This window comes from Brevundimonas sp. Marseille-Q4549, assembly GCF_976940555.1.
This window is the reverse complement of the sequence record NZ_CDRHXG010000001.1, coordinates 1,689,816-1,713,454: the sequence shown is the minus strand read 5'-3', so window position 1 is coordinate 1,713,454 and position 23,639 is coordinate 1,689,816. Positions and strand designations below refer to the sequence as shown.

Genomic DNA, 23,639 nt, shown 5'->3' with positions numbered 1-23,639 from the left:
CGCGGCCGTTACGTGGAGGATGCGCCACTTGGCGCAGAGCGCAAGATGCCTCTACGTCAGCCTTCGGAAGAAAAACGCCACCGTGACCCTAATGCAGGGTGCGGAACTTCAGCGTGCCGGGAACGGTACGCAAGGTGCGAAGGGCCTCGGGGTCGTAATCGCGGTCCACGTCGGTGATGACATAGCCCGTGCGTTCGTCGGTCTTCAGATGCTGCCCCAGGATGTTCAGGCCCGCCGCCGCCAGCGCCCGGTTCAATTCGGCCAGGACGCCCGGCTGGTTCTTATGAATGTGCAAAATGCGGTGCGCGCCCGAAACCTCGGCCAGCTGCACGTTCGGCAGGTTGACGCTGAAGGTGGTGTCGCCCCGGTTCAGATAGCCCAGCAGCCGTTCGGCCGCGAACTCGGCGATGGCCTCCTGCGCCTCTTCGGTCGATCCGCCGACGTGGGGGGTCAGGATCATGTTCTTCAGCCCCTGAAGCGGGCTTTCGAACGGGTCTGAGTTGGTGCGAGGCTCTTCGGGGAAGACGTCCACGGCGGCGCCGGCGACACGGCCCGAGCCCAGGGCCTGGGCCAGGGCGCCGACATCGACCACATGACCGCGCGACAGGTTCAGGAACAGAGCCCCTTCCTTCATCTTGGAGAACTGGGCGGCGCCGAAAATGGCGGTGTTCTCCTTGCGACCGTCCACATGCAAAGTGACGACGTCGCTTTCGACCAGAAGGGCGTCCAGCGAACGCATCCGCCGGGCGTTGCCCAGGGCCAGCCGTTCCGACAGATCGTGGAACAGCACGCGCATGCCCAGGCTTTCGGCCAGAACCGAAAGCTGGCTGCCGATCGCGCCGTATCCGACGATGCCCAGGGTCTTGCCCCGCAACTCCTTGGAGCCGGTCGCGGACTTGTTCCATTGGCCGACATGCATGGCCGCCGACTTGTCGACCACGTCGCGCATCAGGACGATCATCAGGCCGACCGCCAGCTCCACCACCGAACGGGTGTTGGAATAGGGAGCGTTGAACACCGCCACGCCGTGGTCGGAGGCGGCTTCCAGATCGATCTGATTGGTGCCGATGCAGAAGGCGGCGACGGCCATCAGCCGGTCGGCCTCTTCCAGAACACGGCGCGTCACCGTCGTCTTGGAGCGGATGCCCAGCACATGGACGCCCTTGATGGCGGCGATCAGATCGTCTTCGTCCAGCGCGCCCTTCTGGGTTTCGACCGAATAGCCCGCCTCCTCCAGCCGTTCGACGGCGGCTGGATGGATGTTCTCCAGCAACAGCATCTTCATCCGGCTGCGCGGGAAGGACCAGCGGCCGGCCAACCCCTCGGCGTGCAGGACCTCGTCCAGAGAGGCGGCCTCGGCGTCGGCGACCTGCACCACCCTGTCGCGGCGGACCACCTCGGTAAAGGCGTAGAAGGCGTCGGCGGCGCCGGCCAGCTTGACCTCGGCGTCGTTCCAGCCGTCGCCGACCATGACGACCCGGCCAGATAAGTTCAGGGCATGGATCACGGCGGGCTTGCCGTCGGCCTCGGACAAGGGATTGGCGTCGTCCACGCCGATCACTCGCCCCTCGGCGTCATAGGCCAGGTCGTTGCACAAGACATGATCGGGGGCGACGCCGAGCAATTCGGCCACCGGGGCGATCACCTCGCGGAAACCACCCGACAGGATGAAGACCCGCCCCTTGTTCTGCTGGAAGAAGGCCAGGTTGCGCCGGAAGGACGGGGTCAGCCGGTCGGGGGCCGTCGCGGCCAAGCTCGCGACATGCTCGCGTGTCAGGGGCAGCAGGGCCAGGCGGCGGCGCAGGGCTTCTCCGAAGGCGATCTCTCCGCCCATGGCCTGATCGGTCAGGGCGGCGATCTGGGCGCGGATGGTCTCGGCCTCGGGCGTTCCCGCCAAGGCGAGGTCGGCCAAGGCTTCCAGGGTCTCGAAATCGACCAGGGTCGAATCGAAGTCGAAGATCAGGGTTGGGCGCGCGCTCATGGCCCGCGTCTTAGCGACCTTCGCAGACGCAGCAAAGCCGGGTTTTCGTCAAACCCGGCTTTGCCTTGATCAAACCGTGCCGCCCGCAGAGGTTTTTAGCCCGGCGACGGCAAGAATATTGTCACAAGCGCGCGATGCGGCGAATTTGGCTGTCCGGCCGGCGGCTTTCCAGAACCGCCGCGCCGACCACGGCCGCCAGGGCGGCGACGGCCAGGAGGGCGCCGCCCTCGCGCTGGTGATCGCGGGCGTAGTCCAGGGCGTCGTCGGCATAACGGCGGGCGGTCTTGCCGCCCCGCTTGGCGACCTTCCTGGTGGTCTTGCGGGCGCTGCGGAACAGATCGTCGGCCCAGTCGCCGGCGCGGCTGCGGGCTTCGTCCGAGAAGTCGGCGGCGCGGTCGCCGAAATCTTCGGCGCGGCTGCGGAAGGCGTCGACCGCGTCATGCAGGCGATCGCGCAGGTCGGCCGTATCCACCCAGCCGCGCGGGTCCATGCGGCTCTTGATGCGCTGATAGCGGGTCGGGCCGGTGCGCTGGCTCAGATACAGAACGGCCGCCGCACCGAGGACCAGCGCCGCCAGGCTGCCCGCCGTGACGCCGGGGTGTTTGCGGATTTCTTCAATCGGATCGATGTCGCGGATCATCGGCTGAACCTTTTCGTCGTGAGGCGTGGTCGGGAGCGGAGCGGCGGCTCCGCTTGTCGGACAAAGAGCGAACCGCGTCGTAATCGGTTCCGCCATTGCGGCGAAGCTTTCGCCCTGCCCTTTCCTACCCCTTACCAAGCGCGATCCGGGCGCCTAAATAGCCGCGATCCCGAAATGACGAACGCCAAGGACCCCGCCGTGACCGATCACGCGCCCGCTTCTCCGATTTCCGACGATCTGGCCGCCGCCTTCCAGATCGACGGCTGGCCCGTGCGTGGTCGCCTGGTGCGACTGGGCGACGCCATCGACACGATCCTGGCGGCGCATGCCTATCCCGAACCGGTCGCCGCCCTGCTGGGCGAAGCCTGCGCCTTGGCGGCCCTGATCGGCTCCAGCCTGAAGTTCGACGGCCGCCTGTTGGTCCAGGCCCAGGGCGACGGGCCGGTGCGCTATGTCGTGGCCGACTATGGCACGGACGGGACGCTGCGCGGCTATTGCCGCTATGACGAGGCCGAGGTGGCCGAGGCGTCCAAGGGCTTCGCCCGGCCCGGCGCGCAGACGCTGCTGGGCAAGGGCGTCTTCGTGATGACCCTGGATCGCGGCCCGGATTTCGAACGGACGCAAGGGATCACCCCGATCGAGGGCGAGAGCCTGTCGTTGTGCGCCGAACACTATTTCCAGCAGTCCGAACAGGTGCCGACCAAGGTGCGTCTGGCCGTAGGCCAGGTCCAGACCGAGGCCGGCGCCCAGTGGCGGGCCGGCGGGGCGATGATCCAGCTCATCGCCGGCGACGCCGCGCGCGGTTCGACCGAGGAGGTGTGGGACCGCACCCGCGCCCTGTTCGGCACCCTGGCCGACGACGAACTGGTCGACCCGATGATCTCGCCCGAGACCCTGCTGTTCCGTCTGTTCCACGAGGATGGCGTGCGGCTGGAAGGCGCAAAGGCCCTGACCGCCGTCTGCCGCTGTTCCAAGGACCGGATCGCCGGCATGCTGGCCTCGTTCGATCCGGCCGAACGCGCGGACATGGTCGAGGACGACGGCAAGATTCACGTCACCTGCGAATACTGCGCAAAGGTCTATGAACTGACGCCCGACGACGTGGTGACGCAGCAGATTTGAATGCGAAAAAGGGCGGCTCTCCTGAGCCGCCCTTTCTTTTGCCCTGGCCTTCGCCTCAGCCCTCCAGATCCAGCGAATAGCCTGCCGAGCGTACGGTGCGGATGGGGTTGGCGCTGTCGTCGCCGATGGACAGGGCCTTGCGCAGGCGTCCGACGTGGACGTCCACGGTGCGGGCCTCGACATAGACGTCCGAGCCCCAGACGGCGTCCAGCAACTGCTCGCGGCTGAACACCCGGCCCGGGTGCTGCATGAAATGGTCCAGCAGGCGGAACTCGGTCGGCCCCAGATGGACCTCCTTGCCGTTGCGCCTCACCCGGTGAGAGACGCGGTCCACGACGATGTCGCCGTGGTTCAGGCGGTCGTCGGCAAGACCGGGACGGATGCGGCGCAGCACCGCGCGGATGCGGGCGATCAGCTCGACCATCGAGAACGGCTTGGTCAGATAGTCGTCGGCGCCGGTGTCCAGGCCGCGGACGCGGTCGCTTTCTTCGCCCCGCGCCGTCAACATGATGACCGGCAGATTGCGCGTCTCGGCCTTGCCCCGGATGCGGCGGCAGACCTCGATGCCCGACAGCTTGGGCAGCATCCAGTCCAGCAGGACCAGATCGGGCTGGCGCTCGTCGATCTGGAGCATGCCCTCTTCGCCGTCGGCGGCGACGACGACATCGTAGCCCTCCTTTTCCAGATTGTACTGAAGAAGGGTCGCCAGCGCGTCCTCGTCTTCCATCACAAGGATATAGGGCTGCACGTCGGGTCTCCGCTTCGGGTCAGTGCGTCTGAAGATTCGGCGTCGGATCGGAATCCTCGGCCGTGGGCTGGGCGCGCGGGCGTTCGCCCACGATCTCGTCGCCCGTGATCTCGTAGTGGACGGTCTCGGCGATGTTGGTCGCGTGGTCCCCGATCCGCTCGAGGTTCTTGGCCATGAACAGCAGATGGGTGCAGGCGCCGATCATGCGCGGGTCGCCCATCATGTAGGTCAGCAGTTCGCGGAACAGGGCGTTGTAATGCTCGTCCACCTCGTCGTCGGTCTGCCAGACGGCCACGGCGCGATCCAATTCCGACGCGGTGTAGGCGTCCAGCACGTCCCGCAGACGGGTGGAGACCAGCTTGCCCATCCGCTCGATGGAGCGGGTCAGAGGCTGCATCGGCTCGCTCTCGGCCAGGATCAGGGCGCGCTTGGCGATGTTCTTGGCCAGGTCGCCCGTGCGTTCCAGATCGGTGGCGATCTTCATGGCGCCCAGGGTGCGGCGCAGGTCGCTGGCGACCGGCTGGCGCAGGGCGATCAGGCGGATGGCCTTCTTCTCGATGTCGCGATGCAGCGCGTCCAGCTTCAGATCGCGCTCCACCACCGCGCGCGCCAGGGCGATGTCGCGGCGGGCGACGGAATCGACGGCGTCAGCGACCTGGGCCTCGGCCAGGCCGCCCATGCGGGCGACCTCGGCCGTGATCTGGTTCAGCTCGTCGCCATAGGCCTTGACCGTGTGCTGGTTCATTAGCCGAAGCGTCCCGTGATGTAATCCAGGGTGCGCCGCTCGCGCGGGTTCTGGAAGATGTCCTCGGTGTCGCCCGTCTCGATCAGGCGGCCCATGTGGAAAAAGGCGGTGCGTTGCGACACTCGTGCGGCCTGAGCCATGGAGTGGGTGACGATGACGATGCAGAACCGTTCGCGCAGTTCGTCGATCAGTTCCTCGATCCGCGCCGTGGCGATGGGGTCCAGGGCCGAGCAGGGCTCGTCCATCAGGATGACCTCGGGATTCACGGCGATGGCGCGGGCGATGACCAGACGCTGTTGCTGACCGCCCGACAAGCCCATGGCCGACGATTGCAGGCGGTCGGCGACCTCTTCCCACAGGCCGGCGCGCTTCAGGGCGCTTTCGACCACGCCGTCCATCTCGGACTTGGACGAGACCAGGCCGTGAATCTTGGGGCCGTAGGCGACGTTTTCGTAGATCGACTTGGGAAAGGGGTTCGGGCGCTGGAACACCATGCCGACGCGGGCGCGCAACAGCACCGGGTCGATGGAGCGGTCGTTGATGTCCTCGTCATCCATCGCGATCCGGCCGGTGACGCGGGCGCCGGCGATGGTGTCGTTCATGCGGTTCATGGTCCGCAGGAAGGTCGACTTGCCGCAGCCCGACGGGCCGATGAAGGCCGTGACCGTCTTGTCCGGAATGTCCAGCGAGACGTCGTAGAGCGCCTGTTTGTCGCCATAGAAGACCGAGACGTCGCGAGCGGCGATCTTGATCGGTCCCACCGGCGGGGTGTCCACCACCGTCGGGCCGTTCGCGGGGACGGCGTCTTCCAGACGGGGTTCGCGCGCAGGCGCGCCGGCGGCCTGGGGCAGGACCTGGCCGCCCATACGCGGGGCCTCGCCCGGATCGGCGGGACCGGCGCCGGACTGTTCGTCGGCAGAGCGGAAGATACGGAATTTCATTCTCTTACCACCGACGCTCGAAGCGCCGCCTCAGGATGATGGCCGCCGCGTTCATGATGATCATGAAGACCAGCAGGACGATGATCGCCGCGGCGGTGCGTTCGTGGAACGCCCGCTCCGAGGCGTTCTCCCAGATGTAGATCAGCGAGGGCAGCGCGCCGACCGGCTGGTCGATCGCGTGCGGCACGCCCGGCACGAAGCTGACCATGCCGATCAGCAACAGCGGCGCGGTCTCGCCCAGGGCGTGGGCCATGGAGATGATGGCGCCCGTCATGACGCCGGGCATGGCCAGCGGCAGGACATGGCTGAACACCGTCTGGGTCTTGGACGCGCCCATGGCCAGGGCGGCCTCTCGGATCGAGGGCGGCACCGCCTTCAGCGACGAGCGCGTGGCGATGACCAGGGTGGGCAGGGCCATCAGCGCCAGGACCAGGCCGCCGACGATGGGACTGGCGCGCGGCAGATGCATCCAGTTGATGAACAGGGCCAGACCCAGAAGGCCGTAGACGATGGACGGCACGGCGGCCAGGTTGTTGATGTTGACCTCGATGATGTCGGTCAGCCTGTTCTTGGGCGCGAACTCCTCCAGCCAGATGGCGGCGCCGACGCCCAGCGGTATGGCGATCAGGGCCGTCACCAGCAACATCAGAGCCGAACCGACCACGGCGCCCAGCACCCCGGCCATCTCCGGCTGGGTGGAATCGCCCTTGGTGAACAGGGTAGTGTTGAAGTGGGCGCCGATCACGCCCTCGGCCTTCATCCGCTCCAGCCAGGCGATCTGCTGATCGGTCAGGCGACGTTGATCCTCGGGCGTAGCCTTGGAGATTTCGCCCTTCAGGAACAGGTCCGCATCGTCCGACAGGGGCACGGCGAGGGGCACGGTCTGGCCGATGACGTCCGACCGCTTGGCCACCAGGGCGGCGGCCGTGAACTTCAGCTCGGACGAAAACAGTCGTTTCATCTGGGCGGCCCTGGTCCCGGCCGCGTCGTCGGCGATTCCCCAGCGGGCCAGCTCCTGCTCGGCGGCCAACTGCTCGAAGTTGGAGCCTTGAGGATAGGCGCGATCGATCCGGGCAGGGTCCATATAGACCGGGATGGTCACGGTGTGGGCATAGAAGGCGGTGTGGCCCTGCTCCACGATGCGGATCAGGAGGATGGCCAGGAAGACCATGGCCGCGCCGATGGCCAGGCGGCCGTACCATTTGAAACGGGTCTCGCGCGCATGGCGGCGTTTCAGCCCCGCGCGCAGCCGCGCCAACCGATCGGCGTCCGCACCGCCGGCGATCTGATCGGGGGTCGCGTCAGTCATATTGTTCCCGATAGGTCTGGACGATCCGATGGGCGACGATGTTCAGCATCAGCGTCACCAGGAACAGGGTCAGGCCCAGGCCGAAGGCGGACAGGGTCTTGGCGCTGTTGAACTCCTGGTCGCCGGTCAGAAGGGTGACGATCTGGACCGTGACGGTCGTGACCGTGTCCAGCGGATTGAAGGTCAGGTTGGCGGCCAAGCCCGCCGCCATGGTCACGATCATGGTCTCGCCGATGGCGCGCGACATGGCCAGCAGCAACGCCCCGGCGATGCCCGGGAGGGCCGCCGGCAGCAGCACACGCTTGACCGTCTCGGACTTGGTGGCGCCCATGGCCGAGGAGCCGTCGCGCAGCGACTGGGGCACGGCGTTGAGAATGTCATCCGAAAGGGAAGACACGAACGGGATCAGCATGATGCCCATCACCGCCCCGGCGGTCAGGGCCATCTGGTTCTGCACCAGGGCCAGATACTGCCCCAGGCCGTCCAGCGGCCCGCCGATCAGGAACAGGCCGATCTCGTTGAAGAAGACCCGCAGGAACGGTCCCACGGTCAGGGCGGCGAAGAAGCCGTAGACCACGGTCGGCACCCCGGCCAGAATCTCCAGCAGGGGCTTGACCACCGCGCGCATGCCCCGCCCGGCGTACTCAGACAAATAGATGGCCGACAGCAGGCCGATGGGCGCCGCCACGCACATGGCGATCACCATGATCAGCAGGGTGCCGGCGAACAGGGGCACGGCCCCGAATGCGCCGGTCGAACCGACCTGGTCGGCGCGGATGGCGATCTGCGGGCTCCACTGCGTGCCGAACAGGAAGTCGAAGACCGGCACCTTCTGGAAGAACCGGAAGGAGTCGAAGGCCAGGGAGGCGATGATGCCGACGGTGGTCAGGACGGCGATGGCCGAACAGACGAACAGGGCGCCGTAGATCCAGCCTTCGACACGATTGCGGGCGCGTGTCCTGGGCTTGATCTGGCTCATGGCGAACAGGCCGCCCAGGATCGCGGCCAGAATCGCGGCGATGGCCCCACCCCACTCCAGGGTGCGCTCGATCCGCACCATGCGGCGGGCCTCCACCGGCAGTTGCTCGGCCAGGGGGCGTTCCCATATCTGCAAGGCCTGCCCTCCGCGACCGACCCGGTGGGCGTCGGCGAAGAAGGCGTCGCGGCGGAAGGGATCAAGAGCGGACACCGCCGGCGGCGTGTCCACAGCGGTCAGTCGGCGTTCCAGCGGCGCCGAGAACACCGACGCCAGCACCAGCACCAGCAAGGCCGGCGCGGCGACCCAGATCAGGGCGTAGGCGCCATGTTGGCCGGGGCGAGAGTGCGGCTTGGCGCCGACCGAACGCCGGCGCGCCAAGGTGCGGCCGCCCAGATAGGCGGCGACGCCGAGGGCGGCGAGGATCAGCAGAAGAATCCAGATCATCCGGGGTCCGAGAGCGGCTGGCGCGAATCGACGACGGGTCCGGATCACCGGGTTCCCATCGTGGCGCGACTACTGCCCGCGAATGGTCAGCGGATTAAGACGGCTGGATGACAGTTCGGTGACGCCGACGGCCGGCCCGCGCACGCCGCCTCACGACGCCGAACGCATCTCCCGCCGCTCCACCACCATCGGAAACCAGGCCGTGAAGGCGGCGCCCAGGCCGGGCGCGCTTTCGACGATCAGACCGCCCTGGTGGCGATTGACGATATGTTTGACGATGGCGAGGCCCAGGCCGGTTCCCTGCCGCTCTCCGCTCTTCTGGCCTTCGACGCGATAGAAGCGTTCGGTCAGACGCGGCAGATGCTCACGCGCCATGCCCGGCCCGTGGTCGCGCACGGTGACGGCGGCGTAGAGGACATCCGAGGCTCGGTCCGGCGTCACCAGGGGCAGACGGGTCGCGCCGGTCAGACGCGGAGCCCAGGCCTCGTCGAACGACAGGTCCGAACGCACCGAAATCTCCACTGTCCCGCCCGGCTGGGAATATTTGACGGCGTTGTCGAGCAAATTCTGGACGACCTGAAGAATTTCGTCCCGGTCGCCGCTGATCGAAGCCCGCGCGTCGCCCCGATCCAGATCGACGGCGACTCCTTTTTCCTGGGTCAGGACGCTGACGGCGTCGACGACGTCCGAAGCGGCGCGATCCAGGTCCACCCGCCCCGATGGCGGGATGTGTTCGTTCAGCTCGATCCGGCTCAGCGACAGCAGGTCTGCGACCAGCCGCCCCATCCGGTCCGCCTGGGCGGCCATGATGTCGAGAAAGCGGTCGCGGGCCACCACGTCCTCGCGCGCGTGGCCCTTCAAGGTCTCGATGAAGCCGCTGAGCGACGCTAGGGGCGTGCGCAGTTCATGGCTGGCGTTGGCCAGGAAATCGACGCGCATCATCTCGATTCGGCGGGCGTCCGTTTCGTCGCGCAGGACCACCAGGGCCAGGTTTTGGCCTTGGGGACCTTCACTTGATCCGCTGGGCAAGGGGCGCGTCCAGGCCCGCCACCGCCGGTCCCGCTGTCCGCCCGTCGTATAGTCCGTGGTTCGCGCCACGCCGCCGAACAGCGCCTCGTCGACCGCTTCCAGCACGCCGGGCTCGCGGATGACCTGGACCAGCAGGGCGCCCTGGCGCTGGATGCGCAGAAGGTCGCGCGCGGCGGCGTTGGCCATGACGATGCGACGTCCCGCGATGTCGTCGGGTTCGCCGCCGCTGACGACCAGCAGCGGATCTTCGATAGTCTCGAACACCCGGTCCAATAGATCCACGGCCTCGCCGTCCGGCTCGCCTTCGGCCGGAACCCCCGCGACGGGCGCCGAAGCCGCGCCGGACCGCGCCGGGGCGTTCAACAGCCAGGCGGACGCGCCGACCACGACGGCGCCGCCCAACAACCAGTTCGCGAGATCCGGATGGACGAAGGCCAGCGCCACCAGGACGGCGATCGCGACGCCGACGCTGGCGCCCACGGTCCAGAAGCGCGACGTCGAGATCGGCGCGACCGGCGATGGCGAAACTTCATAGGGCATGGCCTGGCGACGACCTGAAAGCACGAGAGCGAAAGGCGATCCTTGCACGGATTCTGTGACGGCGCGCCGACAACCGGCCGTACCGGAAGCTTCGCCGCACCTTTTCTTTAGAAGTTTCTGTCAGGGTCGTCGTCGAAGGAAGGGTGGCTGTGGACCGCATCATCGTTTGCATCGCGCACGACCACGACTGGCGGATAACGCTGGTCGCCGCCGCGATCTGCGTGCTGGGACTGGTCATCGCCTTGCCCTTCGTCGAGCGCGCCCGCGCGACGAAGGGCGCGTTGCGCGTCAGGCTAGCCATGGTCGGCGTGCTGGTCGGCGCCCTGTCCGTCTGGTCCACGCATTACGTCGCCATGCAGGGCTTCGTCGCAGATACGCCCATCACCTACGATCTGACGCTGACCCTGGCGTCGATGGCGGCGGCGCTGGCGATGGCGGCGCTGGCCGTATTCGCCGCGCTGGCGGGCGACGGCCGTCTTTGGCGAGCCATGGGGACCGTCGTCGCCGTATCGGGCGTCGGCGCGATGCACTATCTGGGCATGGCCGCCATCCAGGCGCCGGCGCGGCTGAGCTGGGATCCGGCGCTGGTCGCGACCTCCCTGCTCGGGGCCCTGGCCATCGGCGGCGCGACTGCGCTTCTGTATCGTCCCGACGCCTCCGGGCGGTTCGGCCTCCTGCGGCTGACGGCCTTGGCGGGCGGCGGCGCGCTCTGCGTCGTCTTTCTGCATTTCACCGGCATGGCGGCGATCACCGTCACGCCCGATCCGTCTCAGGTCTACGCCGCCGGCGTGTCGAACGACGCCATGCAGACGGTGATCGCCGCCGTGGTGCTGACCATCGGGGGCGTGGCGGGACTGCTGGCCTTCATGGCCTATGTCTCGCGCGCCAACGCCCTGAGCCGCATCCGCGAGGCCGTCGACGCCATGCCGGACGGGCTGGGCTTCTACGACGCCGACGACCGGCTGGTGCTGTGGAACACGCGCTACGCCGAGGTGAACCCGGAGATCGAGGCCCATCTGTCGGTCGGCATGCCGTATCGCGACGCCCTGAAGATCGGTCTGGATCAAGGTCGCTATCAGAACGCCGTCGGTCGCGAGAAGGAATGGCTGGCCGAGCGCATGGAGGCGCATCGTCAACTGTCGTCGGACAGCGAACAGCCGGTCGCCGGCGACCGCTGGCTGCGCATGCAGAGCCGCCGCACGACCGAGGGCGGCACCGTCACGATCTGCAACGACATCACCGAGCTGAAGCGCGACGCACAGGCCCTGGCCGAGGCGCGCGACGCCGCCCACGCGGCCAGCATCGCCAAGAGCCAGTTCCTGGCCAATATGAGCCATGAGATCCGCACGCCCTTGAACGGCGTGATCGGCCTGTCGCAGGCGTTGGCGAAGACGGACCTGTCGGGCGAACAGCGCGAAATGCTGGACCTGATGCAGGCGTCCGGGCGCACGCTTCAGACCCTGCTCAGCGACATCCTGGATCTGGCGCGGGTCGAATCGGGCAAGCTGGAACTGACCGAGGACGCCTTCGAACTGGCCGGCGCCGTCCGCGAGGCCGCCCAGCTTTACGCCGAGAACGCCCGCGACAAGCACCTGGAATTCCATATCGACATCGACCTGGACGACGGGATGTGGATCCGCGGCGACGTGGTCCGGCTGAAGCAGATCCTGACCAACCTGATCTCCAACGCCGTGAAATTCACCAGCCGGGGCTTCGTCGGCCTGACCGTCCAGCGCAGCCTGGACCAGGACGGATCTCCGTGGCTGCAGTTCACCGTCGAGGACACAGGCATCGGCTTCGACGCCGCGACGCGCAATCGACTGTTCAGCCGATTCGAACAGGCGGATGGCGGCATCACGCGCAAGTTCGGCGGGTCGGGCCTGGGCTTGTCGATCTGCCGCCAGCTGGCCGACATGATGGGCGGACGATTGGATTGCGAGAGCGAGCCGGGCTGCGGCGCGGCCTTCATCCTGACCCTGCCGCTGGCCCAATGCGAGGCGCCGACCCGGAACGAGCCCGTCGCCCGGCCGCAGTCCACGCCTGAGGACCAGCGCGCCCTGAGGGTGCTGGTGGCGGACGACCATCCGACCAATCGGCGCGTCATCGAACTGATTCTGGCCCAGACGCCGGTGCAGGTCGTGGTCGTCGACGACGGCGCACAGGCCCTGGAGGCCTTCCGGACGCAGGCCTTCGATCTGGTGCTGATGGACATGCAGATGCCCGTCATGGACGGCCTGACCGCGACCCAGGAGATCCGCCTGCACGAGACGGCGATGGGCGCGACGCGCACGCCGATCGTCATGTTGACCGCCAACGCCATGCCGGAACATATCGCAGCCGGTCGAGCCGCCGGCGCCGACCGCCACCTGGCCAAGCCGTTCAATGCGTCAGAGCTGCTGGCGATCGTCGCCGACCCCTGCGCCATGCTGCGAGAAGAGGTTCAGGCGGCCTAAGGCGCCATAGGCGGTTGCGCCTTCGGTTCGATGCGTGTAATAGCCCGCGCTCTTGAATTCGAGGGTTCATGACCCCCGCCGCGCGGGCCCTGGGTTGGCGCGGTGTTTCCGTTGTTGTTGAGGCGAGCCAGATGGCCGAGATCATTCTGAACGTGGACGTCCGCGATGGCGTCGGCACCGGCAGCGCCCGCGCTGCGCGTCGCGGCGGTTTCGTGCCGGGCGTCCTGTACGGCGGCGACAAGGCCCCCGTCGCCATTTCGGTGAACGAGAAGGACTTCCGCAAGTCGCTCTACACCGGCAAGCTGCTGGGCCACCTGGTGACGCTGAAGTACGGCGAAGAGACCCAGCCGGTCATCGCCAAGGACGTGCAGTTCGACCCGGTGTCGGACCGTCCCATGCACTTCGACCTGATGCGCGTCGACGAGAAGGCCGCGATCAAGATCGAGGTTCCGGTCCACTTCAAGAACGCCGACGAAGCCCCCTTCGCCCGTCAGGGCGGCTCGCTGGAAGTGGTGCGCCACACCGTCGAGATCTCGGTCCGCGCCGACCAGATCCCCGAAGAACTGATCGTCGACCTGACCAAGGCCCAGATGGGCGACACCATCCGCATCTCGGACATCAAGCTGCCCAAGGGCGCCGAGCCGACCATCAGCGACCGCGACTTCGTGATCGCCACGATCAAGATTTCCTCGGCCGCCCTGTCGGAAGCCGCCGACGAGGCCGCCCAGGCCGAAGCCGCCACCGAAGAGTAAACGTCGCCTCGGCGACGAAGGTCAGGCCCCGCCGGTTCGCCCGGCGGGGCTTTTCTTTGCCCGTTGCGCGCGGCATGAGGACGCCATGATCATCATCGCAGGGCTCGGCAATCCGGGCGCGAAATACGAGAAGAACCGCCACAACATCGGCTTCATGGCGGCCGACGCGATCGCTCGTCGCTGGCGTTTCGGCCCCGAGCGCGCCAAGTTCCAGTCCATCGTCTCCGAAGGCGAGGTCGAGGGGACCAAGGTCCTGCTGATGAAGCCCCAGACCTATATGAACGAAAGCGGCCGCGCGGTGGGCGAGGCGGCGCGCTTCTACAAGATCAAACCCAGCGAGATCATCGTCTTCCACGACGAGATCGACCTGGCGCCAGGCCGCTTCCGCATGAAGACGGGCGGCGGGGCGGCGGGCCAGAACGGCGTACGCAGCCTGATCAGCCATCTGGGCGCGGACTTCCGCCGCGCCCGCATGGGCGTGGGCCATCCCGGCGAAAGCCATCTGGTCATGCCGCATGTCCTGGGCGACTTCCACAAGGCCGAACAGCCCTGGCTGAACGCCCTGCTGCAAGCCTGCGCCGACGCCCTGCCCTTCGCCGTCGCGGGCGAGGACGAGCGCTATCAGGGCGAAGTCATGCGCCTGGCCCCTGCCCCCAAATTCAGTCCCCGCCAGGCGGCGCGCGGCGAATAGACTTCAGTCGGTCGTCCGCCAAGACATGCGCAGCACGGTTTCGCGCCCGGCCGGCACAGGCACGGTCCAGACCGGTTGGCCCGTGTCGTCGATCCGACTGCGGACCGACTGGTTCAGGATTTTGAAACCCCGCGCGCCGGCATCGTCGGCGACCAGTTCGACAGTCACGGGTTCGGCGCGGTCGTTGGAGACGACGGTCTCCAGATCGAACCGGGTCGTCTTGACCCCGTTCGTCAGGCTCTTCGTGCGGTTCACGATCCGCGTCGTCACGCCCACGTCCGGCGATTCGCCGAAGTTCAGCCGCACCGGCAGACCGATTCCCTTGTCTTCGAACCGATCCTGACCGGCCAGCAGGACGCCGCCTGAGCCGTCAGGCTGCATAACCGCCACGGACCCGCCCGGCAGAGGCACGCCCAGGCCCGCGCCACGCTCGTTGCGCAGCTTCAGAACGATCTCGGCGGGGCGTCGTTCGTCGTCGTCCGAAGGCAGGCCCGCGCGATAGACCCGCTCATAGGCGACGCCCTCGGTCTCCAGAAAGCGGACCTGTTTCGTCTGGCGCGCCGCGACGGTGGTCGGCTCTGGCAGGGTGTAGATCTTGTAGTCGCCCAGTTCGCCCTGAGTGGCGACCCGGCGCGCGACGCGGCTGCCGGTGACGACGATTTCCTCGACCGCCACGGGCGGCGCGCCATATTCGACCCTATCCTCCTTGAAGGTCGCAGCCATATAGGCGTTGCCGAAACCGCCCTCGCCCGATCCAGCCGTCGTCGTGCCCTGCGGCCAGCATCCCGGCTGCGGGTAACGCACGACCGGGTCGACCGGAACCGTGCCGGCGTCCTTGCGCAGGGTTCCCGCCACCACCTGCACCGGTGCGTCTGGAAAGCCCGTCCCGCCGAAATTGGCCAGCGTCACCCATCCGGTCAGGTCCAGCGTCCGGCCGTCCGGATTCAGCCGCGCCACATAGTCCGCCGACCACTGAAGTCCGGTCGCCAGATAGGCCAGGGTGACGACGTATCGGCCCGCCGTCGGCGCGCGCGTCCGCACCGATAGGACCGGTTGGTCGCCCAAACCCTCGGGCACGCGGTCGAACACCACCCGTTCGGTCAGGCCGGAACAGTCCAGGGCCTCGAACCGGCCGTCGATCTCCAGCACCGTGCCCTGCGCGCCCGCGCGGATCACTGCGGCCTTTTCCACCTGGCGGCCTGTGACAGGGTCGGTGCGGACCACCCGCACGGTCTCGCCCACCGACTTCTCCATCAGGCTGGCGGGTGACAACAGGTCGAAGTCCACGTTCCGTTCGACCACCTCGGCGGGCAGGCCTTCCAGCACGGCCGACTGCGGCACGACGCCGGTGGCCAGGCCCCGAAAGCGGATCACGCCCTCGCCCGCCGGCAGATCAACGGTGCGGGTTTCGACGATCAGGGCCAGGCCTTCGCGGTCCAGGCCGCCCCCGCCGCTGCGCGACCGTTCCATCAGCGCGACGGTGTCCACCGGACGGTCGCGATAGATGACGACGGCGGCGGCGTCCGGGCGCGCGGAAACGCTTTCCGCCTGGGCCCAGGCCGTGTCGAAGGCGGCGTTCGCGCCCATTAGGCTGAGCGCCGCGATCAGGGCGAACCGGCGCGCCATCGGATCAGCCGCCCGTCGTGATGGTCGCCGTCAGCTTGGTCTCGCCGTTCGCCGGGACCGGGACCGACCACGTCAGGGTCCGGGCGTCGCGCATCTGGCCCTCGATGCTCTGATCCGCCACCTCGGTGTCGCGGCCCAGGCCACGCTGACGCACCTCGACCGTGACCGGCTGGGGCCGAGCGTTGCGGACCGTGTATTCCATGACGTAGCGGGTGCGGAAATAGTCGCGCCAGCGCCCGGACACCCGCTCGGCCGAGACCACGCGCGGCTGGACGGTGACGTCGAACGCCTCGCCGGTCGTGACCACGATCTCGGACCCGGCGGGCGAATGGTCGATCTGGCTCTCGCCGATGAAGCGCGGCTCGCCGTTCGAATCCTTCACATAGACCCGCATGACCCCCGCCGGCAGGGCGCGGTCGGCGCCGCCCGAGCCGTTGCGGAAAAGGACGCCCACGTCGGCGGCCGACGGCTCCTCGGCCGTGGCGAAGCCCTGGACCTCGTAAAGATAGCGTTTGGTCGCCGGCACGCCCGCGGCGTCCAGAAGACCGACCTGCTTGGTCTGGTTGTTGGCGACGGTCACGGCCTCGGCCAAGGGATAGACATAGACATCGGCCAGCGCGCCCTGCCCGCCCGTCGCCGTGCCGTTGCCGCGCACGCCGCCGCGCGGCGGCGTCGGCATGGGTCGGCGATAGGGGTCGTAGCCGCCTGCGTTGATCAGATTGACGTCCCCGGCCACCACCCGCGTCTGGGCGTTGGAAAAGGTAGCGCCCGAGTTGTTGGTGATCGTGACCCAGCCGGTCAGGTCCAGCTTGCCCGCCGCCTCGTCGAACTGGGCGACATAGTCCGCCTTCCACTGCAGGCCGCTGGTCAGATAGCGCAGGGTCGTCTCGCGGCGGCCGCCGCCCTCGGCGTCCAGGGTGACGCTGAGCGTGGGGCGCGGGCGCAGGTTCTGAGGCACGCGGTCGAAGATCACGCGCGTCGGTACGCCGTCGTCGCGCAACACCTCGATACGGTTCCCGATCTGCAGGACGACGCCCTGGTTGGCCGCCAGGACTCGCGCCCGTTCGGTTGTCTCGGCGCCCGAGCCGGGATTGACGCGCACGACGCCGATCTCGCCGCCGACGGCGCTCTCCATCAGCTTGGCGGGCGTCAGCAGGTCGTAGTCGAAATTCTGTTCCACCACCGACAGACCGCGTCCCGTCAGTCCGACCGTCTCGGGGCGGATGCTGGCTGAAACGCCGGGGAACTCCTGCCGCGACCGACCGGCGGGGATGGTCAGGTTGCGCACATCCTCCACCAGGGCGACGTTCTGATTATAGACGGTCAGGGACACGCGATCGGGACCGCCCGGCCCCTCCTCCACCTGCTGCGCGGCGGCCGGGACGGCGAACAGCAGGGCGACGGCGAACGGTCCAATGGCGCGGATCATGAATCCCTCGATCGTTGTGACGTGACACGCTCGCATGCAGGCCCCGGCCTGTCGAGGCTCGGACCGTCTGGTCAAGCGCTTGGGAACGCTCTAGAGCCGGGGCGTGACCCGTTCCCAGGCCGACAATTGGTCGATCTCGAAATCGCTCGCCTTCCTGGCGGCGGTGTTCGCGCTGATGCTTGGAACGCTCTTGCCGTTCGCGGCGCTGGCGGCGGTCCAGCCGGGTCAGCCGCTGGTGATCTGTTCGGCCGAAGGACCGCAGACGATCCAGTCGGGCGGCATGGACGGGCCGGTGAACAAGCATGTGGGGGCCAAGTGCGCCGCCTGCGTCATGCCCCTGGCTGCCGCCCTGCCCGCCCCGCCCGCGCCCGAACCCGCACCGGTGATCCGCACCACCCAGCGGATCGCCTACACGCCCTTCCGCGTCAGCGCCCCGCCGCCCGCCCGCGCCCCGCCGCGCCCGCCGTCCACCGCCCCGCCCCAAGCCTGAAACCAGACCCGAAACCCGCGCAGGCCTCGCACGCCCGCGCGTCCTTTCCCGTTTCCGATTTCAGGATATCCATGTCTATCAAGACCGCTGCGGCGCCGTGCGCGCTGCTGCTGGCCGCCACGGCCAGCCCCGCCTTCGCCCTTGTCCAGCAGCAGGCCGCCGAGCCGGCGCTTCTGGACAGCGTCATCGTCACCGCCCGTCGCAACGCCGAAGACCCGCCGGTCGTCGCCGACGCCCGTCAGCGCCTGTCGCGCACGCCCGGCGCCGTGGCGGTGATCTCGGCCGAGTCCTACGCCGACCGTTACGCCGCAAACCTGGCCGATGTGCTGCGCGACGCCCCCGGCGTCTATGCCCAGAAGAAGTGGGGCGGCGACATCCGCCTGTCGATCCGTGGTTCGGGCATCGGCAATTCGGTGCACAATCGCGGCGTCCTGCTGGCTCAGGACGGCGTGCCGTTCAACGAGGCCGACGGGTTTGGCGATTTCCAGCTGATCGACCCGCTGATCGCCCGCTACACCGAGGTCTATAAGGGCGGCAATGCGCTGCGGTTCGGCGGAGCCCTGCTGGGCGGGGCCGTCAATCTGGTCACGCCGACGGGACGCACGGCCTCGTCCAATCTGAACCTGCGCCTGGACGGCGGCTCCTACGGAACCGTGCGCGCCCATGCGGAGGTTGCGGGCGTTCGCGGCGGCTGGGACGGTTTCGCCGCCGTCACGGGCCAGAGCGTCGACGGCTGGCGTCAGCAAAGCGAAGGCAAGGCGCTGAACCTGTCGGGCAACGTCGGGCGCAGTTTCGGCCAGGACCGCGAAGTCCGCCTCTTGGCGTCCTGGGGCGATATCCATCAGGAAATTCCGGGCAGCGTCAGTCTGTCCGACGCCCTGACAAATCCCGAGGTGGCCAATCCCGCCAATATCGCTCTCAACTATCAGCGCAACATGCGGTCGCTTCGCACGACTTTGCAGACCCGCTGGAGGCTGGACGACGCGACGGTGTTCGAGGGCGCCGTCTATGGGACGTGGAAAGACCTGGATCATCCCATCTTCCAGGTCATCGACCAGCAGAGCCGCAACTACGGCGCCTTCGGCCGGTTCGATTGGCAGGGCCGGATCGGCGGCCTGCGCGCCGACGCCTTCTACGGCGCCTGGTATCGCCAGGGCGACCTGGACGCCAAACAGTGGGTGAACCTCGGCGGCCAGCACGGCGACCTTCGCGCCCGCAGTTTCCAGAACGCCAAGGGGCTGGATGTCTTCGGCGAGGGGCGGTTGTTCGTCACTGATCGACTGGCCCTGGTCGCGGGCGGAACCTGGGGCCGCGCCGAGCGGGACTATCAGAGCTATGTCGTCCCTGGCGTCAACGGCACGCTCGACCTGAATATCGACAAGAGCTTCGACTGGTTCGCCCCGCGCGCCGGTCTGTTGTGGGAGAGCGAGGACGGCGCCCAAGTGTTCGCAAACGTCACCCGCTCGGTCGAGCCGCCCAACTTCTCGGCCCTGTCGCCGACCGCCGGCGGCTATCAGCCCCTCGTCCCGCAAGAGGCCGTCACCTGGGAGGTCGGTTCACGTGGTCGACGCGGCGCCATGACGTGGGACGTGACCGCCTATCGCGCCGATCTGAAACATGAGCTGTTGAACTTCCTCCCCGCCCTTACAGGGCTTCCCGCCACCTTCAACGCGGGCCCGACGATCCACCAGGGGATCGAGGCGGGGCTGGATTGGAGGATCGCGCCGCAATGGCGGCTGCGCCAGACCTACGCCTTCTCCGACTTCCGTTTCGACGGCGACAAGGTCTATGGCGACGGCCGTCTGCCGGTCGTGCCGCCGCACCTGTATCGCGCGGAGCTTCGTTACGATGATCCGGCCGGCTGGTTCGTGGCCCCCAGCGTGGAATGGTCGATCAAGGACGCCTGGGTCGATTACGCCAATACCCATACTCTGAAGTCGCCGTCCTATGCGGTCGCGAACCTGAACATGGGCTGGACCGTCAATCGCCGACTGACGGTCTTCGCCGATGTGCGCAACCTGTTCGATGAGGCCTATGTCTCGAACTTCGGGGCCGTCACCGACGCGACCAAACCGGGCGTCTCGACCGCCGTCTTCTTCCCCGGCGAGGGGCGCTCGGCCTATGTCGGCGTCAGGATGAGCTACTGATGGCGCACAATCTCGACAAGGCGCCGGACGAACTGTCCGGCGCCTATCGCGCGGTCTGGCGCTGGCATTTCTACGCCGGCGTCTTCGTCATGCCGTTCCTGATGCTGCTGGCGCTGACGGGGGCGATCTATCTGTTCAAGGACGAAATCGACCAGGTCGTCTATCGGCCGATGATCCAGGTGGCGGATGCGCCGGGCGTCGTCTCGCCCGACGCCTGGCTTCCGGCGGCGGCCCAGGCGGGTCAGGGTCGCGTGGCCAATGTCCTGATCCCCGAACGGGGAGACCAGGCGGCGCGGGTGCGCGTCGATCGGCCGGACGGGTCCCAGCGCACGGTCTTCGTCGATCCGCACACCGGGCGCGTGACCGGCGTGACCGGCTATGGCGGGGTGATGGAGACGGTCAAGACGATCCACAGCCTCAGCCTCTTCGGCCCGGCCATGAACCTGCTGGTCGAGGTTGCGGCCGGCTGGGCCATCGTGCTGTTCGCCACGGGGATCTATCTGTGGCAGCCCAGGGGTCGAAAGGTTGCGACCGTGGCCCTGACGGCGACCGACGTCCGGCGACGGCCGTTCTGGCGCGACCTGCACGCCCTGGTCGGCCTCTATGTCGGCGGGATCGTGCTGTTCCTGGCGGTGACGGGCATGCCGTGGTCGGCGGTCTGGGGCGATCAGTTCCTGGGCTTCGTCCGAGCGCAGGGCTGGGGGCGGCCGCCCGCGCCTGCGGCGGCCAAGGCCTGGAGCCACGCCGGTCATCACGACAGCCCCTCGGGCGTCGGCTGGACCATGGAGCACGCCGTCCTCTATGGCCGCACGGCCCACGACCCCAGCCTGGCGCGGGTGATGGCGGTCGCCGACAGCCGGGGACTGGCGCGGCCCTATGTGGTCAATATTCCCCAGACCGCGAACCTGGCCTGGGCGGTCGCGCGTCAGACGCGCCAGGCCGAGGACGCCCGCACCCTGTATGTCGACGGCCAGACCGGCGCGGTCCTGGCCGACGCCCGTTGGGCCCAGTTCGGCATGGGCGCCAAGGCGTTCGAATGGGGCATCGCCGTCCACCAGGGCATGCAGTACGGCCAGCTGAACCGCCTCGTCATGCTGGCGGGCTGTATCGGGGTCTGGCTGCTGGCGATCAGCGGCCTGATGATGTGGTGGAAACGCCGCCCCCCACGTCTTTCTCCGCTGCGGATAGGCGCGCCGCCGGCGCCGCACGGCGCGCGGATCAGGACCGCCGTCCTGGGCATCGTCCTGCCGCTTTGCATCCTCTATCCTCTGACCGGCCTCAGTCTGCTGGCGGCCCTGCTGATCGACCGGATCGGCCAGGCTCTGCTGCGTCGCCGGACCGTCCCATCTTGAAAGGAGCCCCACGATGAAGCCCATTTTTCCCCTCGCCGCTCTCGGTCTCGCCCTCGCCGCCTGCGGTCAGCCGGCCCAGAAAGCCCAGGCGCCCAAGGTCGCGGCCGTCGCCGTGACCGACGCCTGGTGCCGTCCGACGCCCAACGGCGCGCAGGCCGGCGGATGCTACGCCACCTTCCTGGCCTCGACCGACGACCGTCTGATCGGCGGATCGAGCCCCGCCGCAGGAGAACTGCAGGTCCACGAGATGACCATGGCCGACGGCGTTATGCGCATGTCCCAGTTGAAGGACGGCCTGGTTCTGCCGTCCGGCAAGGCCGTCGCCCTGGCGCCCGGCGGCGAACACCTGATGCTGACGGGTCTGACGCAGCCGCTGGTCGCGGGCCAGACCGTGCCGCTGACGCTGAAGTTCGCCTCGGCGCCCGAAGTGACGGTCCAGGCCGAAATCCGCCTGCCTTCGACGGGCGGAGCCGGCATGGCGCATGGCGCTCACTGACGCCCTTTGAAGCGCGAGCCTGACAAACCGGTTCGAACCGGCTAAAGGCTCGCGCCTCACGAGGAACACCATGGCTCTTAAAGTCGCGATCGTCGGCCTGCCCAACGTCGGCAAGTCCACCCTGTTCAACGCCCTGACCAAGACGGCGGCGGCCCAGGCGGCCAACTATCCGTTCTGCACCATCGAGCCGAACACCGGCGACGTGGCCGTGCCCGAGCCGCGTCTGAACGCCCTGGCCGAGATCGCCGGATCGAAAGAGATCATTCCCGCCCGCATCACCTTCGTCGACGTCGCCGGCCTGGTGCGCGGCGCCTCCAAGGGCGAGGGCTTGGGCAACCAGTTCCTGGCCAATATCCGCGACTGCGACGCCGTGGCCTTCGTCGCGCGCTGCTTCGTCGACGACGACATCACCCATGTCGAAAACCGCATCGACCCCATCGCCGATCTGGACATCATCGAGACCGAACTGATGCTGGCCGACATGGAGAGCCTGGAGCGTCGTCGGCCCCAGCTCGAGAAGCGCGCCAAGGGCGGCGACAAGGAATCGGCCCTGACGCTGAAACTGGTCGATCTGGCCCTGGCCCAGCTGAACGCCGGCAAGCCCGCCCGCACCGCCGAGGTGTCCAAGGAGGACAAGAAGGCCTGGGACATGCTGCAGTTGCTGACGGCGCTTCCCGCCCTCTATGTCGCCAACGTCGAGGAAGGCTCGGCCGACAAGGGCAACGACCTGTCCGACAAGGTCGCGGCCCGCGCCGCCCAGGACAACGCCAACTCGGTCGTCATCTCGGCCCAGATCGAATCCGAAATCGCCGTGCTGGACGACGAGGAGCAGAAGGAATTCCTCGAGACCCTAGGTCTGGAAGAGCCCGGCCTGAACCGTCTGATCCGCGAAGCCTACAAGCTATTGGGCCTGCAGACCTATTTCACGGTCGGACCCAAGGAGGCGCGCGCCTGGACCATTCCGGTCGGCGCCACCGGCCCGCAGGCGGCCGGGGTCATCCATACCGACTTCGAAAAGGGCTTCATCCGCGCCGAGACCGTCGCCTTCGACGACTATGTCGCCTTGAAGGGCGAAGCAGGCGCGCGCGAAGCCGGAAAACTGCGGGCGGAAGGCAAGAGCTATGTCGTCAAGGACGGCGACGTGATGCACTTCCTCTTCAACTAGCCCCGTCCTTCTTCATTAGCTTGGCCAGCGGGTTGGCGGGGTCCGGCGCGCGTGGCGACGCGGGGCAGCGCGCCAGCTTCTCGATGGCCATGTTCCGATCGATATGGGTCACGGTCAGCACGTCGCCCACCGTGGCCAGATGCACCCGCTCGCGCGCCGTCGAGCCGCAGGCCAGGGTGGCGACATAGCCGCCCGGCCTCTCGCGGATCTCAGCCAGATCGCAGGCCTTCTGCGGCCCCTCGTAGCGTAGCGGGGTGATCCTGACCGGCCCCTGTGTGGCGCCGGGCTCCGCCCCGCACCAGGCCGGATTGGACGACCACAAACCCACGAAACTGCGCGGCCCGCGCGAGGCCAGGGACGAGGGACCGCGCGCCTCCACGACCTGACGCGATTCGGGCGTCTGCAACGGGCGGGCCGGCTCGGTCGGCGGATTGACGTCGTGGTCGCCGCACCCCGCCAGGACGGTCGCCAGGGCGCACAACGGAAACAGGGCTGATTTCATCCCACAGCAACGCCATGGCCAAGCTCAAGGTTCAAAGCCCTGCATCGAGTGCGGTTGA

At 68.0% G+C, this 23,639-nt stretch carries 20 protein-coding genes; 9 read left to right on the top strand and 11 right to left on the bottom strand.

Annotation, left to right across the window (positions count from 1 at the left end; translation table 11 throughout):
• Window positions 1-88 precede the first annotated feature (88 nt).
• Window positions 89-1,981 carry a phosphoglycerate dehydrogenase gene (gene serA / locus ACWPV3_RS08340; RefSeq protein ID WP_453977569.1) on the bottom strand — a complete coding sequence of 631 codons (1,893 nt, stop codon included), beginning with the start codon at window positions 1,979-1,981 and terminating at the stop codon, window positions 89-91.
• 121 nt (window positions 1,982-2,102) lie between these two features.
• Entirely contained in the window at window positions 2,103-2,621 is a 519-nt protein-coding gene (locus ACWPV3_RS08335; RefSeq protein WP_312735119.1) for a hypothetical protein, read from the bottom strand.
• 198 nt (window positions 2,622-2,819) lie between these two features.
• Between ACWPV3_RS08335 and ACWPV3_RS08330 the strand changes: the two genes are divergently transcribed.
• A complete protein-coding gene (locus ACWPV3_RS08330; RefSeq protein ID WP_453978515.1) occupies window positions 2,820-3,743 on the top strand; it encodes an Hsp33 family molecular chaperone in 924 nt (307 codons plus the stop codon).
• Window positions 3,744-3,798: 55 nt separating this feature from the next.
• On the opposite strand, the gene phoB is transcribed toward ACWPV3_RS08330, so the two are convergent.
• From phoB to ACWPV3_RS08300, 6 genes are all read right to left on the bottom strand, one after another.
• Window positions 3,799-4,491, bottom strand: a complete 693-nt coding sequence (phoB, locus tag ACWPV3_RS08325; RefSeq protein ID WP_292087225.1) for a phosphate regulon transcriptional regulator PhoB — start codon at window positions 4,489-4,491, stop codon at window positions 3,799-3,801.
• A gap of 19 nt (window positions 4,492-4,510) precedes the next feature.
• Entirely contained in the window at window positions 4,511-5,236 is a 726-nt protein-coding gene (phoU, locus tag ACWPV3_RS08320; RefSeq protein WP_292178303.1) for a phosphate signaling complex protein PhoU, read from the bottom strand.
• Window positions 5,236-6,177, bottom strand: a complete 942-nt coding sequence (gene pstB / locus ACWPV3_RS08315) for a phosphate ABC transporter ATP-binding protein PstB (protein ID WP_453977568.1) — start codon at window positions 6,175-6,177, stop codon at window positions 5,236-5,238. The genes phoU and pstB overlap by 1 nt, the downstream gene beginning before the upstream one ends.
• Window positions 6,178-6,181: 4 nt before the next feature.
• Entirely contained in the window at window positions 6,182-7,486 is a 1,305-nt protein-coding gene (gene pstA / locus ACWPV3_RS08310) for a phosphate ABC transporter permease PstA (protein WP_453977567.1), read from the bottom strand.
• The gene (pstC, locus tag ACWPV3_RS08305; RefSeq protein WP_453977566.1) at window positions 7,479-8,909 is read right to left on the bottom strand and encodes a phosphate ABC transporter permease subunit PstC; all 1,431 of its coding nucleotides are present in this window, start codon (window positions 8,907-8,909) and stop codon (window positions 7,479-7,481) included. The genes pstA and pstC overlap by 8 nt, the downstream gene beginning before the upstream one ends.
• 150 nt (window positions 8,910-9,059) lie before the next feature.
• Window positions 9,060-10,478 (bottom strand): sensor histidine kinase, encoded by a 1,419-nt coding sequence (locus tag ACWPV3_RS08300; protein ID WP_453978514.1) that lies wholly within the window; start codon window positions 10,476-10,478, stop codon window positions 9,060-9,062.
• 149 nt (window positions 10,479-10,627) lie between these two features.
• Between ACWPV3_RS08300 and ACWPV3_RS08295 the strand changes: the two genes are divergently transcribed.
• The 3 genes from ACWPV3_RS08295 to pth all read left to right on the top strand — a co-directional run bounded on the left by ACWPV3_RS08295 (window position 10,628) and on the right by pth (window position 14,374).
• Window positions 10,628-12,931 (top strand): ATP-binding protein, encoded by a 2,304-nt coding sequence (locus ACWPV3_RS08295; RefSeq protein ID WP_453977565.1) that lies wholly within the window; start codon window positions 10,628-10,630, stop codon window positions 12,929-12,931.
• A 131-nt stretch (window positions 12,932-13,062) separates the two neighbouring features.
• Window positions 13,063-13,683 (top strand): 50S ribosomal protein L25/general stress protein Ctc, encoded by a 621-nt coding sequence (locus tag ACWPV3_RS08290; RefSeq protein ID WP_313453135.1) that lies wholly within the window; start codon window positions 13,063-13,065, stop codon window positions 13,681-13,683.
• 85 nt (window positions 13,684-13,768) lie between these two features.
• Entirely contained in the window at window positions 13,769-14,374 is a 606-nt protein-coding gene (pth, locus tag ACWPV3_RS08285) for an aminoacyl-tRNA hydrolase (RefSeq protein ID WP_453977564.1), read from the top strand.
• 3 nt (window positions 14,375-14,377) lie between these two features.
• Here pth and ACWPV3_RS08280 read toward each other — a convergent pair whose 3' ends face one another.
• Together ACWPV3_RS08280 and ACWPV3_RS08275 are read right to left on the bottom strand one after the other, a co-directional pair.
• On the bottom strand, window positions 14,378-16,000 hold the full coding sequence (locus tag ACWPV3_RS08280) for a DUF4139 domain-containing protein (RefSeq protein ID WP_453977563.1): 1,623 nt from the start codon (window positions 15,998-16,000) through the stop codon (window positions 14,378-14,380).
• A gap of 4 nt (window positions 16,001-16,004) precedes the next feature.
• On the bottom strand, window positions 16,005-17,429 hold the full coding sequence (locus tag ACWPV3_RS08275; protein ID WP_453977562.1) for a DUF4139 domain-containing protein: 1,425 nt from the start codon (window positions 17,427-17,429) through the stop codon (window positions 16,005-16,007).
• A 103-nt stretch (window positions 17,430-17,532) separates the two neighbouring features.
• Here ACWPV3_RS08275 and ACWPV3_RS08270 point away from each other — a divergent pair, with 103 nt between their 5' ends.
• The 5 genes from ACWPV3_RS08270 to ychF all read left to right on the top strand — a co-directional run bounded on the left by ACWPV3_RS08270 (window position 17,533) and on the right by ychF (window position 23,079).
• Window positions 17,533-17,919 carry a hypothetical protein gene (locus ACWPV3_RS08270; protein ID WP_453977561.1) on the top strand — a complete coding sequence of 129 codons (387 nt, stop codon included), beginning with the start codon at window positions 17,533-17,535 and terminating at the stop codon, window positions 17,917-17,919.
• A gap of 71 nt (window positions 17,920-17,990) precedes the next feature.
• The gene (locus ACWPV3_RS08265) at window positions 17,991-20,066 is read left to right on the top strand and encodes a TonB-dependent receptor family protein (protein WP_453977560.1); all 2,076 of its coding nucleotides are present in this window, start codon (window positions 17,991-17,993) and stop codon (window positions 20,064-20,066) included.
• Window positions 20,066-21,418, top strand: a complete 1,353-nt coding sequence (locus ACWPV3_RS08260) for a PepSY-associated TM helix domain-containing protein (protein ID WP_313454451.1) — start codon at window positions 20,066-20,068, stop codon at window positions 21,416-21,418. Before ACWPV3_RS08265 ends, ACWPV3_RS08260 begins: the two co-directional genes overlap by 1 nt.
• Before the next feature lie 13 nt (window positions 21,419-21,431).
• Window positions 21,432-21,914, top strand: a complete 483-nt coding sequence (locus tag ACWPV3_RS08255) for a copper chaperone PCu(A)C (protein ID WP_313454450.1) — start codon at window positions 21,432-21,434, stop codon at window positions 21,912-21,914.
• 70 nt (window positions 21,915-21,984) lie between these two features.
• Entirely contained in the window at window positions 21,985-23,079 is a 1,095-nt protein-coding gene (gene ychF, locus ACWPV3_RS08250; RefSeq protein ID WP_292178336.1) for a redox-regulated ATPase YchF, read from the top strand.
• Here ychF and ACWPV3_RS08245 read toward each other — a convergent pair.
• Window positions 23,072-23,581, bottom strand: a complete 510-nt coding sequence (locus ACWPV3_RS08245; RefSeq protein WP_453977559.1) for a hypothetical protein — start codon at window positions 23,579-23,581, stop codon at window positions 23,072-23,074. The two genes, ychF and ACWPV3_RS08245, sit on opposite strands and share 8 nt — an antisense overlap.
• Window positions 23,582-23,639 lie beyond the last annotated feature (58 nt).

Bases quoted from the DNA above. Each gene is read 5' to 3' on its own strand.
- ACWPV3_RS08280 (WP_453977563.1), bottom strand. From the start codon at position 16,000: ATGGCGCGCCGGTTCGCCCTGATCGCGGCGCTCAGCCTAATGGGCGCG.
- ychF (WP_292178336.1), top strand. From the start codon at position 21,985: ATGGCTCTTAAAGTCGCGATCGTCGGCCTGCCCAACGTCGGCAAGTCC.
- phoU (WP_292178303.1), bottom strand. From the start codon at position 5,236: ATGAACCAGCACACGGTCAAGGCCTATGGCGACGAGCTGAACCAGATC.
- ACWPV3_RS08245 (WP_453977559.1), bottom strand. From the start codon at position 23,581: ATGAAATCAGCCCTGTTTCCGTTGTGCGCCCTGGCGACCGTCCTGGCG.
- ACWPV3_RS08255 (WP_313454450.1), top strand. From the start codon at position 21,432: ATGAAGCCCATTTTTCCCCTCGCCGCTCTCGGTCTCGCCCTCGCCGCC.
- ACWPV3_RS08275 (WP_453977562.1), bottom strand. From the start codon at position 17,429: ATGATCCGCGCCATTGGACCGTTCGCCGTCGCCCTGCTGTTCGCCGTC.
- ACWPV3_RS08290 (WP_313453135.1), top strand. From the start codon at position 13,063: ATGGCCGAGATCATTCTGAACGTGGACGTCCGCGATGGCGTCGGCACC.
- pstA (WP_453977567.1), bottom strand. From the start codon at position 7,486: ATGACTGACGCGACCCCCGATCAGATCGCCGGCGGTGCGGACGCCGAT.
- pth (WP_453977564.1), top strand. From the start codon at position 13,769: ATGATCATCATCGCAGGGCTCGGCAATCCGGGCGCGAAATACGAGAAG.
- ACWPV3_RS08260 (WP_313454451.1), top strand. From the start codon at position 20,066: ATGGCGCACAATCTCGACAAGGCGCCGGACGAACTGTCCGGCGCCTAT.
- ACWPV3_RS08300 (WP_453978514.1), bottom strand. From the start codon at position 10,478: ATGCCCTATGAAGTTTCGCCATCGCCGGTCGCGCCGATCTCGACGTCG.
- ACWPV3_RS08265 (WP_453977560.1), top strand. From the start codon at position 17,991: ATGTCTATCAAGACCGCTGCGGCGCCGTGCGCGCTGCTGCTGGCCGCC.
- pstB (WP_453977568.1), bottom strand. From the start codon at position 6,177: ATGAAATTCCGTATCTTCCGCTCTGCCGACGAACAGTCCGGCGCCGGT.
- pstC (WP_453977566.1), bottom strand. From the start codon at position 8,909: ATGATCTGGATTCTTCTGCTGATCCTCGCCGCCCTCGGCGTCGCCGCC.
- serA (WP_453977569.1), bottom strand. From the start codon at position 1,981: ATGAGCGCGCGCCCAACCCTGATCTTCGACTTCGATTCGACCCTGGTC.
- ACWPV3_RS08335 (WP_312735119.1), bottom strand. From the start codon at position 2,621: ATGATCCGCGACATCGATCCGATTGAAGAAATCCGCAAACACCCCGGC.